The organism is Serratia inhibens (assembly GCF_003591175.1).
GTDB classification, from domain to species: domain Bacteria; phylum Pseudomonadota; class Gammaproteobacteria; order Enterobacterales; family Enterobacteriaceae; genus Serratia; species Serratia inhibens.
In genome coordinates, this window is the sequence record NZ_QYYG01000007.1 from 200,430 (window position 1) to 213,809 (window position 13,380).

The 13,380-nt window shown below is 56.8% G+C and carries 10 protein-coding genes; 5 read left to right on the forward strand and 5 right to left on the reverse strand.

Annotated elements, in window-relative coordinates; genetic code table 11:
- Positions 1-172 precede the first annotated feature (172 nt).
- Both gltB and D4100_RS19800 read left to right on the forward strand, forming a co-directional pair.
- Positions 173-4,633: a glutamate synthase large subunit gene (gene gltB / locus D4100_RS19795; RefSeq protein WP_119805079.1), complete on the forward strand. Its 4,461-nt coding sequence runs from the start codon at positions 173-175 to the stop codon at positions 4,631-4,633.
- Positions 4,634-4,643: 10 nt separating this feature from the next.
- Positions 4,644-6,062: a glutamate synthase small subunit gene (locus D4100_RS19800; RefSeq protein WP_006317086.1), complete on the forward strand. Its 1,419-nt coding sequence runs from the start codon at positions 4,644-4,646 to the stop codon at positions 6,060-6,062.
- A gap of 189 nt (positions 6,063-6,251) precedes the next feature.
- Here the strand turns inward: D4100_RS19800 and sspB are convergent, their stop codons facing one another.
- The 5 genes from sspB to zapE all read right to left on the reverse strand — a co-directional run bounded on the left by sspB (position 6,252) and on the right by zapE (position 9,971).
- Complete coding sequence (gene sspB, locus D4100_RS19805) at positions 6,252-6,749, reverse strand: ClpXP protease specificity-enhancing factor (protein ID WP_119805080.1); 498 nt, start codon at positions 6,747-6,749, stop codon at positions 6,252-6,254.
- A 5-nt stretch (positions 6,750-6,754) separates the two neighbouring features.
- Complete coding sequence (gene sspA, locus D4100_RS19810; protein ID WP_006317088.1) at positions 6,755-7,396, reverse strand: stringent starvation protein SspA; 642 nt, start codon at positions 7,394-7,396, stop codon at positions 6,755-6,757.
- A 335-nt stretch (positions 7,397-7,731) separates the two neighbouring features.
- Entirely contained in the window at positions 7,732-8,124 is a 393-nt protein-coding gene (gene rpsI, locus D4100_RS19815) for a 30S ribosomal protein S9 (protein ID WP_006317091.1), read from the reverse strand.
- Positions 8,125-8,139: 15 nt separating this feature from the next.
- Positions 8,140-8,568: a 50S ribosomal protein L13 gene (gene rplM / locus D4100_RS19820; protein ID WP_006317092.1), complete on the reverse strand. Its 429-nt coding sequence runs from the start codon at positions 8,566-8,568 to the stop codon at positions 8,140-8,142.
- A gap of 275 nt (positions 8,569-8,843) precedes the next feature.
- Entirely contained in the window at positions 8,844-9,971 is a 1,128-nt protein-coding gene (gene zapE, locus D4100_RS19825) for a cell division protein ZapE (RefSeq protein ID WP_006317093.1), read from the reverse strand.
- Positions 9,972-10,203: 232 nt separating this feature from the next.
- Between zapE and zapG the strand changes: the two genes are divergently transcribed.
- The 3 genes from zapG to degS all read left to right on the forward strand — a co-directional run bounded on the left by zapG (position 10,204) and on the right by degS (position 13,315).
- Positions 10,204-10,605 carry a Z-ring associated protein ZapG gene (gene zapG / locus D4100_RS19830; RefSeq protein ID WP_006317094.1) on the forward strand — a complete coding sequence of 134 codons (402 nt, stop codon included), beginning with the start codon at positions 10,204-10,206 and terminating at the stop codon, positions 10,603-10,605.
- A 191-nt stretch (positions 10,606-10,796) separates the two neighbouring features.
- A complete protein-coding gene (degQ, locus tag D4100_RS19835; protein WP_006317095.1) occupies positions 10,797-12,167 on the forward strand; it encodes a serine endoprotease DegQ in 1,371 nt (456 codons plus the stop codon).
- A gap of 89 nt (positions 12,168-12,256) precedes the next feature.
- A complete protein-coding gene (degS, locus tag D4100_RS19840; RefSeq protein WP_006317096.1) occupies positions 12,257-13,315 on the forward strand; it encodes an outer membrane-stress sensor serine endopeptidase DegS in 1,059 nt (352 codons plus the stop codon).
- Positions 13,316-13,380 lie beyond the last annotated feature (65 nt).

Consider the following 13,380-nt stretch of genomic DNA (forward strand, 5'->3'; position numbering starts at 1 on the left):
TCTTAAAACAAGTCATTCACCACTTGTGAGAACCGTCACGAGAGGCCATTGATGGAGGGCGGAAAAGCAGATCGGCGATAGTAACCTTGCTGATTGGACTTCCGCCTGACGTTGGGAAGCCCCCTCGCAGTTGGTTGTAAGAGTCACGCAGAGCCTGGGGAGGTTCACTGATATGTTGTACGATAAATCCCTTGAGAGGGACAACTGTGGTTTCGGCCTAATCGCCCACATAGAAGGCGAACCTAGCCACAAGGTGGTGCGAACTGCTATTCACGCGCTGGCCCGTATGCAGCACCGTGGCGCAATTCTTGCTGACGGCAAGACTGGCGACGGTTGCGGCCTGTTATTGCAAAAGCCCGATCGCTTTTTCCGCATGGTTGGGGAAGAGCGCGGCTGGCGTTTAGCCAAGAACTACGCCGTTGGCATGATGTTCCTCAGCCAGAACGAAGAGGAAGCCCGTGCCAGCCGCCGCATTGTGGAAGAAGAGCTGCAAAATGAAACGCTGTCGGTCGTCGGCTGGCGTGAAGTGCCGACCAACCCGGACGTTTTGGGTGAAATCGCCCTCTCTTCCCTGCCGCGCATTGAACAGATCTTCGTGAACGCCCCGGCAGGTTGGCGTCCGCGCGATATGGAACGCCGCCTGTTTGTGGCGCGTCGCCGTATCGAAAAACGCGTTCAGGACGACAGCTTCTATGTCTGCAGCTTCTCGAATCTGGTCACGATCTATAAAGGCCTGTGCATGCCTGCGGATCTGCCGCGTTTCTATCTCGATCTGGCGGACCTGCGCCTGGAATCGGCCATCTGCCTGTTCCACCAGCGTTTCTCCACCAACACCGTACCGCGCTGGCCGCTCGCGCAGCCGTTCCGTTATTTGGCGCACAACGGTGAGATCAACACCATCACCGGCAACCGCCAATGGGCGCGCGCTCGTACTTATAAATTCCAGACGCCGCTGATCCCGGATTTGCAAACCGCCGCCCCCTTCGTTAACGAAACCGGTTCCGACTCCAGTTCGCTGGACAACATGCTGGAACTGCTGCTGGCGGGGGGCATGGACCTGATCCGCGCCATGCGTTTGCTGGTGCCGCCGGCCTGGCAGAACAACCCGGACATGGACACCGACCTGCGCGCCTTCTTCGACTTCAACTCGATGCACATGGAGCCGTGGGACGGCCCGGCCGGCATCGTGATGTCCGATGGCCGCTACGCCGCCTGTAACCTGGACCGTAACGGTCTGCGCCCGGCGCGTTATGTGATAACCAAAGACAAACTGATCACCTGCGCCTCCGAAGTCGGCATCTGGGATTACCAGCCGGATGAAGTGGTGGAAAAAGGCCGCGTTGGCCCTGGCGAACTGATGGTGATCGATACCCGCAGCGGCAAGATCCTGCACTCTGCCGAAACCGACGACGATCTGAAAAGCCGCCACCCGTATAAAGAGTGGATGGAAAAGAACGTCAAGCGCCTGGTGCCGTTCGAGGATCTGCCTGAAGATCAGGTCGGCAGCCGTGAACTCGACGACTCACAGCTCGAGACCTATCAGAAGCAGTTCGGCTACAGCAGCGAAGAACTGGATCAGGTGATCCGCGTGCTGGGCGAGATCGGCCAGGAAGCCACCGGTTCGATGGGTGACGATACCCCATTTGCGGTGCTCTCCAGCCGTCCGCGCATCGTTTACGATTATTTCCGTCAGCAGTTCGCGCAGGTGACCAACCCGCCAATCGACCCGCTGCGCGAAGCACATGTGATGTCGCTGGCGACCAGCATCGGCCGCGAAATGAACGTGTTCTGCGAGGCCGAAGGCCAGGCACACCGCCTGAGCTTCAAATCGCCGATCCTGCTCTACTCAGACTTCAAGCAGCTCACCACGCTGGAAGGCGAATATTATCGCGCTGACACGCTCGATCTGACCTTCGATCCCGCAGTACAGGATCTGGAGCAGACCATCCGCGCCCTGTGCGACGAAGCGGAACGTAAAGTCCGCGACGGCGCCGTGCTGCTGGTGCTGTCCGATCGCGCCATCGCAGCCAACCGTCTGCCGGTGCCCGCACCGATGGCAGTAGGCGCGATCCAGACCCGTTTGGTAGAGAAAAACCTGCGTTGCGATGCCAACATTATCGTCGAAACCGCCAGCGCCCGCGATCCGCACCACTTCGCCGTGCTGTTGGGCTTCGGCGCGACTGCGGTTTACCCGTACCTGGCCTACGAAACGCTGGCCAAACTGGTAGATACCCAGGCGATCGACAAGAAATACCGCGACGTGATGCTGAACTACCGCAACGGCATCAATAAAGGCCTGTACAAGATCATGTCCAAAATGGGCATCTCGACTATCGCCTCTTACCGCTGCGCCAAACTGTTTGAAGCGGTCGGTCTGCATCGTGATTTGTCCGATCTCTGCTTCCAGGGCGTAGTCAGCCGCATCGGCGGCGCCAGCTTCAGCGACTTCCAGCAGGATTTGCAGAACCTGTCCAAGCGCGCATGGCTGAAACGCAAACCGTTGGAACAGGGCGGCCTGCTGAAGTTCGTCCACGGCGGCGAGTACCATGCGTACAACCCTGACGTGGTTAGCACCTTGCAAACTGCGGTGCACAGCGGCAAATACAGCGACTATCAGGCTTATGCCAAACTGGTGAATGAACGCCCGGTCGCCATGCTGCGTGACCTGCTGGCCATTACGCCGCAGGGCACGCCGATTCCGGTCGACCAGGTAGAGCCGGCAGAATCGCTGTTCAAACGCTTCGATACCGCAGCCATGTCTATCGGCGCACTGAGCCCGGAGGCCCACGAATCGCTGGCCATCGCGATGAACAGCCTCGGCGGTTTCTCCAACTCCGGTGAAGGCGGCGAAGATCCTGCGCGTTACGGCACCAACAAGGTTTCACGCATCAAGCAGGTGGCATCCGGCCGTTTCGGCGTGACGCCAGCCTACCTGGTGAATGCCGACGTGATCCAGATTAAAGTGGCGCAAGGGGCAAAACCGGGTGAAGGCGGCCAGTTGCCTGGCGATAAAGTGACGCCTTATATCGCCAAGCTGCGTTATTCGGTGCCGGGTGTAACCCTGATTTCTCCACCGCCGCACCATGACATCTATTCGATCGAAGATCTGGCGCAGCTGATTTTCGACCTGAAACAGGTCAACCCGAAGGCGATGATCTCGGTGAAGCTGGTTTCCGAACCGGGTGTCGGCACCATCGCGACCGGCGTGGCGAAAGCCTATGCCGATCTGATCACTATCGCCGGTTACGACGGCGGTACCGGCGCCAGCCCACTGTCTTCAGTGAAATACGCCGGTTGCCCGTGGGAACTGGGCCTGGTGGAAACTCAGCAGGCGCTGGTGGCTAACGGCCTGCGCCACAAAATCCGCCTGCAGGTGGATGGCGGCCTGAAAACCGGCGTGGATATCGTCAAAGCGGCGATCCTCGGTGCAGAAAGCTTCGGCTTCGGCACCGGCCCGATGGTGGCGCTGGGTTGTAAATACCTGCGTATCTGTCATCTGAACAACTGCGCAACCGGCGTGGCGACTCAGGATGAAAAACTGCGCCGCGATCACTATCACGGCCTGCCGGAACGCGTAACCAACTACTTCCAGTTCATCGCGCGTGAAACCCGCGAGATCATGGCGCAGCTGGGTGTCAGCCAATTGGTTGATCTGATTGGCCGCACTGAGTTCCTGACCGAGCTGGACGGCATCTCCGCCAAGCAGAACAAGCTGGATCTGTCGCCGCTGCTGAAAACCGCAACGCCGCATCCAGGCAAGGCGCTGTACTGCACCGAAAGCAGCAACCCGCCGTTCGACAAAGGGTTGATGAACAAAGATCTGCTGGCGCAGGCAGAGCCGCATATCGAAGCGAAGCACAGCAAGACCTTCTACTTCGATATCCGTAACACCGACCGTTCAGTGGGTGCCACTCTGTCCGGCGCTATTGCCACCGTGCATGGCGATCAGGGCATGGCAGCTGACCCGATCAAGGCCTATTTCTCAGGCACCGCAGGCCAGAGCTTCGGCGTATGGAATGCGGGCGGCGTTGAGCTGACCCTGACCGGCGACGCCAACGACTATGTTGGCAAAGGCATGGCCGGCGGCCGTATCGCCGTACGCCCACCGATTGGTTCTGCCTTCCGCAGCCATGAAGCGAGCATTATCGGCAACACCTGTCTGTACGGCGCCACCGGCGGCAAGCTGTTCGCTGCAGGCCGTGCGGGTGAGCGCTTCGCGGTGCGTAACTCCGGCGCCATCACCGTAGTTGAAGGCATTGGTGATAACGGTTGTGAATACATGACCGGCGGCATCGTCTGTGTACTGGGTAAAACCGGCATCAACTTTGGTGCGGGCATGACCGGTGGCTTCGCTTACGTGCTGGATGAAGATGGCGAATTCCGCAAACGCGTGAACCCGGAGCTGGTGGAGGTATTGGATGTCGACCAACTGGCCATTCATGAGGAGCACCTGCGCGGTTTGATTACCGAACACGTGCAAGCGACCGGTTCTGCGCGCGGGGAAGAGATTCTGGCTAACTGGCCGGAATGGGCGCCGAAGTTCGCTCTGGTCAAGCCGAAGTCCAGTGATGTCAAAGCATTGTTGGGTCACCGTAGTCGTTCCGCAGCCGAGCTGCGGGTTCAGGCGCAGTAAGAGGTCATTAATGAGTCAGAATGTTTATCAATTTATCGACCTGCAGCGCGTTGATCCGCCAAAAAAACCGCTGAAGATCCGTAAAATTGAGTTTGTAGAGATTTACGAGCCGTTTTCGGAAACTCAGGCGAAAGCGCAGGCGGACCGTTGTCTTTCCTGCGGCAACCCTTATTGCGAATGGAAATGCCCGGTTCACAACTACATCCCGAACTGGCTGAAGCTGGCGAACGAAGGCCGCATCATGGAGGCGGCGGATCTGGCGCACCAGACCAACAGCCTGCCGGAAGTGTGCGGCCGCGTCTGCCCGCAGGATCGCCTGTGTGAAGGTTCCTGTACCCTGAACGACGAGTTTGGTGCTGTGACCATCGGTAACATCGAACGCTATATCAGCGATAAAGCGATCGAAATGGGCTGGAAGCCGGACATGTCCCACGTGCAGCCTACCGGCAAGCGGGTGGCGGTGATTGGTGCCGGTCCGGCCGGCCTGGCCTGTGCCGATGTGTTGACCCGTAACGGCGTGAAAGCGGTGGTTTACGATCGTCATCCGGAGATCGGCGGCCTGCTGACCTTCGGTATTCCGGCCTTCAAGCTGGAAAAAGAAGTGATGGTGAAACGCCGTGGCATCTTCAGCGAGATGGGCATTGAGTTCCAGCTGAATACCGAAGTGGGCAAGGACATCACCATGGATGCGCTGCTGAACGAGTTCGACGCCGTGTTCCTTGGCGTCGGCACCTATCAGTCGATGCGCGGCGGATTGGAGAACGAAGAAGCGCCGGGCGTCTATGACGCACTGCCATTCCTGATCGCCAATACCAAGCAGTTGATGGGTTATGAAGCCGAGCAGCACGAGCCGTATGTCAACATGGAAGGCAAACGCGTTGTGGTTCTGGGCGGTGGCGATACCGCAATGGACTGCGTGCGTACTTCTATCCGCCAGGGCGCAACTCAGGTTATCTGCGCCTACCGTCGTGATGAGGCCAATATGCCGGGTTCCAAACGCGAAGTGAAAAATGCGCGTGAGGAAGGGGTTGAATTCAAGTTCAATCTGCAGCCGCTGAGCATCGAACTGAACAGCGCCGGCCGCGTCGCCGGTGTGAAAATGGTTCGCACTCAATTGGGTGAGCCGGATGCCAATGGCCGTCAGGTCGCTGAGCAAGTGCCGGGTTCCGAGCACGTGATCGATGCCGATGCCGTAGTGTTGGCGTTTGGTTTCCGTCCGCACAAGATGGACTGGCTGGCGGCACATGACGTTCAACTCGACAAGCAGGGCCGCATTGTGGCACCGGAAGGCATCGATAACGCCTTCCAGACCAGCAACCCGAAAATCTTCGCCGGTGGCGATGCGGTGCGCGGTTCAGATCTGGTCGTCACGGCGATTGCCGAAGGCCGTAAAGCCGCCGATGGCATCATGAGCTATCTGGAAGTGTAATATCCCTTCTGCTTCACACCTCAGGGGCCCGGTTCAATACCGGGCCCTTTTTTTTTCCGCACACGCAACAACCGCCGTCTTCTGCGCCCGATAGAACGATTGCGTGCATCGTAAAAAACGGATTGTTCGGCAGGATCAGGGCAATAAAAAAGGTCGCCTGAGCGACCTTTGCTGTTCATTGCGGCGGGATTATTTCACCACGCGCAGCGCTGGACGGCCACCGCGCGGCGGCTGTGGCGGTTCATCGTCCGGCTCGTTGTCATCACTCATGTCCGGGCGATCGCCATCAATCACCGACATCAAGCTTTCCGATGGGATCGTCTCATTGTCCATGCCTTCAAAGGTGCCTTCCGCTTCATAGGCGGCTTCCGGTTCAAACATGGTGCCTGCGCCATTTTCACGCGCATAAATCGCCAGTACCGCTGCCATTGGCACCGAAACCTGACGTGGCACGCCACCGAAACGCGCGTTGAAATGCACTTCTTCGTTGCCTAATTCCAGGCTACCTACCGCACGTGGCGCAATGTTCAGTACGATCTGACCATCGCGGGCAAACTCCATCGGCACCTGCACGTCAGGGCGCGTTACATCCACCACCAGATGCGGAGTCAACTGATTATCAAGCAACCAGTCATAGAACGCCCTCAGCAGGTATGGACGGCGCGGGGTCATCTGAGACATATCCATGACGCTTAGCCCCGGGTCTGCAGGCGCATTTCGCGCTCGGCTTCGGTCAGGGAGGCCAGGAAGGCGTCACGCTCGAACACGCGGGTCATGTAGCCTTTCAGCTCTTTGGAACCGGCACCGCTCAGTTCAATGCCCAACTGCGGCAAACGCCACAGCAACGGCGCCAGGTAGCAATCCACCAGGCTAAACTCTTCGCTCATGAAGTAAGGGGTCTGACCAAAGATCGGAGCAATCGCCAACAGCTCTTCGCGCAGCTGACGGCGTGCCGATTCTGCTTCCTGGCCATTGCTCTTCTCGATTTTGTACATCAGCGAGTACCAGTTCTTCTCGATACGCAGCATCATCAGGCGGCTTTCACCACGAGCGACCGGGTAAACCGGCATCAGCGGCGGGTGCGGGAAGCGCTCATCCAGGTATTCCATGATGATACGGGATTCATACAGGGTCAGCTCGCGATCAACCAGCGTAGGCACCGTCTGGTACGGGTTGAGGTCAATCAGATCCTGCGGCAGGTTATCCAATTCAACCTGCTCAATCTCGACGCTGACACCTTTCTCCGCCAGTACGATACGTACTTGATGGCTAAAAATGTCGGTCGGGCCAGAAAACAGCGTCATTACCGAACGTTTGTTGGCAGCGACAGCCATGAAAACCTCCAAGTTTATCTAGAAAATACTGCGAATAGCCAACTGACAGGCTGCTATCCTGAATGATCTTGACCGCTGGCCAGCAGCACACAGATAAACCCTGGGTCTAAAACAGGACGCGGAGGTAGACTGACAACAGCTGCATGGCGAACAGGCACAAAAGTGGATGATAGTTTACCAGATTTTGCTTGTTTTGTGGGGACTGTGCGGTGATTTCGTGTTGAATTGTCTGATATACCACAGATTTTAGTCGAGAGAAGGTGATTTTCAGGCATAAAAAAACCCGGTGAAGCACCGGGTTTTTGGCGTAAACTCCACTGCCGAAGCAGTAAAAATTAACGCTTGGAGAACTGCGGACGACGACGTGCTTTACGCAGGCCGACTTTCTTACGTTCAACCTGACGAGCGTCACGAGTAACGAAGCCAGCTTTACGCAGCTCACCACGCAGAGTCTCGTCATATTCCATCAGTGCACGGGTGATACCGTGACGGATAGCACCAGCTTGACCAGAGATACCACCACCTTTAACAGTGATGTACAGGTCAAATTTGCCAACCATGTCGACCAGTTCCAGCGGCTGACGAACTACCATGCGGGCAGTTTCGCGACCGAAGTACTGTTCCAGGCTGCGCTGGTTAATTACGATGTTACCGTTGCCCGGCTTGATGAAGACGCGAGCGGCGGAGCTTTTGCGGCGACCAGTGCCGTAGTATTGATTTTCAGCCATTGCCTATAATCCCGATTAGATGTCAAGAACTTGCGGTTGCTGTGCCGCGTGAGTGTGCTCGTTGCCCGCGTAAACTTTCAGTTTACGGAACATTGCACGACCCAACGGACCCTTTGGCAGCATGCCTTTAACCGCGATTTCAATCACGCGCTCAGGATTGCGGGCAATCATCTCTTCAAAGGTCGCTTGCTTGATACCACCGATGTGGCCGGTGTGGCGGTAATACACCTTGTCTGTACGCTTCTTGCCGGTTACAGCAACTTTTTCTGCGTTCAGAACGATGATGTAGTCACCGGTATCAACGTGCGGGGTGTATTCCGCTTTATGCTTGCCGCGCAAACGACGAGCGAGTTCAGTAGCGAGACGGCCTAAAGTTTTACCATCTGCATCAACAACGAACCAGTCGCGTTTTACGGTTTCTGGTTTAGCTGTAAAAGTTTTCATTAGAAAGCTTACCCAATAATTAGTTACACGTTGGTGAACACCCAAACGCTCGAAAACAGTTGAGGCTCACACGACCATACAAGTCCAGCAAACCTACCCCTTCGAATAGCCATTGCCGGCACTATAAAGTTTTTGGGAAAAAAACTTTGTTGTAACGTGGGGTCGCAAGATTATAGAGAAGTCGCTCACAAAGATCGAACGCTTTTTGAATGGAAAAGCAATTTAGCGCCGGCGAAAGGAAAACGGGGGATCCTGGCGGCCAGATCCCCGGGCCATCAAGGCAGATGAGGCAGCTTCAGATACTCTTCGCTTTGCATCTCCTGCAGGCGCGACAGGCAACGCTGATACTCGAACTTCAACCGCTCGCCCTGGTAGATGTCGAACATCGACGCTTCGGCGGCAATCACCAACTTGACGTGCCGTTCGTAGAATTCGTCCACCAGCGCCAGGAAGCGGCGGGCGGTATTTTCCTTCAACGGCCCCATCACCTGCACATTGTACAGCATGACGCTGTGATACAACCGCGACAGCGCAATATAGTCCAGTTGACTGCGCGGCTCTTCGCACAAAGTATGGAAATCCACCGCCAACACCCCGTCCACCGCGCGGATCGCCTGCAGCGGGCGGTGATTGACCTGCAGCACCGGCGCGGCTTCCCCCTCCTTCCCCGCCAGCTTGATGAACATCCGGTCCATGGTGTCTCGGGTTTGACTGTCGAGCGGCGTCAGGTACAAATGCGCCTGAGTCAGAGTACGCAAACGGTAATCGATGCCGGCATCGACGTTCATCACATCGCAGTAGTCGTTAATCAAGGCAATCGCCGGCAGGAAACGCGCACGTTGCAAGCCGTTGCGGTACAGATCGTCCGGCGGAATATTCGACGTTGCCACCAGCGTGATGCCGCGCGCAAACAGCGCCTGCAACAACGTGGCCAACAGCATCGCGTCGGTGATGTCGGAAACGAAGAATTCGTCAAAACACAATACGTCGGTCTGCGCCTTGAAACCGTCGGCGATGATGTCCAGCGGGTTCTCCTGCCCTTGCAACTCGGTCAACTCTTCATGCACCCGCAACATAAAGCGGTGGAAGTGCAGACGCAGTTTGCGCTCTCCCGGCAGGCTGTGGAAGAACATGTCCATCAGCCAGGTTTTACCGCGCCCGACCCCACCCCACATATACAGCCCCTGCACCGGGCGTCGGCTGGCCGTTTCATCGCCCTTGCCAAGCCAGCGGCTGAACTTGCCGCGCAATCCACCGGCCGGCACACTTGCCGCGGGTATTTGCTGCAATGCCAGATAAATGCCCTCAAGCCGGGTAACCGCCTGGCGTTGAACCTCATCGGCCTGATATTCCCCCGCCTCCAGCGCCTGCTGGTAGCGTGATAACGGTGATAATGCCTGCATCTGTTCGATGTTCCCTTAGAACCCGTAGAAATTATTTAGCAAATTTTCGCGGCATGTTGATGCTGCTTCGCACCGTTATCGCCACATATGCCCGCGTCGCGGCGTCTTGAAAAACCCTGTAAACGCCAGGTTATGGCTTATCAGGATTCCACTCGGACAAGGTTAACGGTTATAGTGGATATTATTAAGTGAAAAATCCCTGCGGAACAACGAAGTCAAAATAGGAGTCATCATGACCTGGGAGTATGCGCTGATTGGTTTAGTCGTCGGCATCGCCATTGGTGCGGTAGCGATGCGTTTTGGTAATCGTAAATTACGTCAACAACAAGTGTTGCAAAACGAGTTGGACAAGAGCAAAACCGAGCTGGAAGAGTACCGTCAGGAGCTGGTCGGCCATTTTGCCCGCAGCGCCGAGCTGTTGGATAACATGGCACGAGACTATCGCCAGCTGTATCAGCATATGGCGAAAAGCTCCAACAACCTGCTGCCGGATCTGCCGATGCAGGAAAATCCGTTCCGCTATCGCCTGACCGAAGCTGAAGCCGATAACGATCAGGCGCCGGTAGAAATGCCGCGCGACTACTCTGAAGGTGCCTCCGGCCTGTTGCGTGGCGAACGTCCGCGCCGCGACTGATCCTCGCCCTGCCCGTGGGCCTGTCCCACGGGTTTTCATCTTGCCCCGCTTTATCCCCCCGCCTGAGCTATCCTTAACGCTGGCGCTTGAGTGAACTTTTCACGCAAATTCACGGTCTTACCCTTCACTATGGTATTGCTGCTGCTTTATCATCACTATTTCACCGGCAGGTATTGAGAGAGTTATTATCAATGAAGAAAAAGTCGTTAATTCTTAGTGCATTGGCAATGAGTATTGGCCTCACGCTCACCTCCGTACCGGCAGTCAGCGCGGCATTGCCCGTCGCCGTTCAGGGGCAATCGCTGCCAAGCCTGGCGCCGATGCTGGAAAAAGTCTTGCCCGCAGTAGTCAGCGTGCATGTTGAAGGGACTCAGGTGCAGCGCCAGCAAGTTCCAGAGGAATTCAAACGCTTCTTCGGCCCCGACGCTCCTGGACAGCAGCAAAGCTCACGCCCGTTTGAAGGGCTGGGCTCCGGCGTCATCATCGACGCCGCCAAAGGCTATGTGCTGACCAACAACCACGTCATCAACAACGCCGACAAAATCAGCGTGCAGCTGAATGACGGCCGCGAAGTGGACGCCAAACTGGTTGGCCGCGACGAGCAATCCGATATTGCCCTGCTGCAGCTCAGTGACGTGAAAAACCTGACCGCGATAAAAATGGCGGACTCCGATGCGTTGCGGGTAGGCGATTTCGCCGTTGCCGTCGGTAACCCGTTTGGTCTCGGCCAAACCGCCACCTCCGGCATTATCTCCGCACTGGGCCGCAGTGGCCTGAACCTGGAAGGGCTGGAAAACTTTATCCAGACGGACGCCTCCATCAACCGCGGTAACTCCGGCGGCGCACTGGTTAATCTTAACGGCGAGCTGATAGGCATCAACACGGCCATTCTGGCGCCGGGCGGCGGCAACGTTGGCATCGGCTTTGCCATTCCTAGCAACATGGCGCAGAACCTCAGCCGGCAGCTGATCGAATTTGGCGAGGTGAAACGCGGCCTGCTTGGCATTAAAGGCAGTGAAATGACCGCCGATATGGCCAAGGCGTTTAATACTGACGCTCAACGCGGTGCCTTCGTCAGCGAAGTGTTGCCGAAATCCGCCGCCGCCAAGGCAGGTATCAAGGCCGGCGACATTTTGGTTTCCGTCGACGGCAAGCCGGTCAGCAGCTTCGCCGAACTGCGCGCCAAAGTGGGCACTACCGCACCGGGTAAAACCATCAAGGTCGGGCTGTTGCGCGATGGCAAACCGCAGGAAGTTGCCGTTACGCTGGATAACAGCGAAGGTGCCTCCACCAATGCCGAAACGTTGTCACCGGCCCTGCAGGGGGTTTCCCTCAGTAATGGCGCCCTCGCCAGCGGTGACAAAGGCGTGAAGATCGATAAGGTAGATAAAGGCTCAACGGCGGCGCAAATCGGGCTGCAGAAAGACGATGTGATTATTGGCGTCAACCGCCAGCGCGTTGAGAACATCACGGCGTTGCGTAAAGTCCTGGAAGCCAAACCACCGGTCATGGCGCTGAACATCGTGCGCGGCACCGAAACCATTTATCTGCTGCTGCGTTAATTTGTTTAAAAACCGGGCCCGGTGACATACTGCGCCCGGTATTCTCATGTTATCCTCCGTTCATCCTTCATCTCACGTACTAAAACTCCATGTTTGCTAAGCTCTTGCGTTCTGTCGTTATTGGTTTAATCGTTGCCGGCCTGCTGCTGGTTGCGCTGCCTGTGCTGCGCTCTTCCAATACTCTGTTCGCAGAAAAACATGAGAATACCAGTGACGAAACGCCGGTCAGCTACAACAAGGCCGTGCGACGCGCTGCACCCGCCGTAGTAAATATCTACAATCGCAATATGAGCGGGACCGCCAACGTGCTGTCGCTGGGTTCCGGCGTGATCATGAACGAGCGCGGTTATATTCTGACCAACCGCCACGTTATCAAGGATGCCCAACAAATTACCGTCGTGCTGCAGGACGGCCGTCGCTACGAAGCGCTGCTGGTCGGCTCCGACAGCCTGACCGATCTGGCCGTACTGAAGATAGACCCGGGCAATCTGCCGGTTATCCCTATCAATAACGCCCGTGCCGCGCACGTGGGCGATGTGGTCCTGGCGATAGGCAATCCCTATAACCTCGGCCAGACCGTCACTCAGGGGATCCTCAGCGCCACGGGGCGCATCAGTATGAGCACCACCGGCCGTCAGACCTTCCTGCAAACCGATGCCTCGATTAACCGTGGCAACTCCGGCGGCGCTTTGGTCAACTCGTTGGGTGAGTTAATCGGCATCAACACCCTGACCTACGACAAAATCACCGACGGTGAAACGCCGGAAGGCCTGGGTTTCGCCATTCCCATTGAACTTGCCACCAAGATCATGGACAAACTGATCCGTGATGGCCGCGTTATCCGCGGTTACTTCGGCATTCAGGGCAAAGAGATTATTCCTTTGCGTTCGTCCAATTCCGGCATCGATCGCCTGCAAGGCATTATCGTGACCGAAATTACGCCGAACGGACCGGCGGGTAACGCAGGCTTCCATATCAACGACGTGATCATCAACGTAGACAACAAACCGGCGATATCGGTGCTGGAGACCATGGACCAGGTGGCAGAGATACGCCCGGGTACGGAAATACCGGTCGTCGTGCTGCGTGACGGCAAGCGCATTACGCTGAAGATGGCGGTAGGTGAATTTCCGGAAGACAGCAATTAAAAAGGGTCCGGCCAAAGTAAGCCGGACCCTCAATAGGATATTTCCGCCGGGGCGTCGCCCCGGCG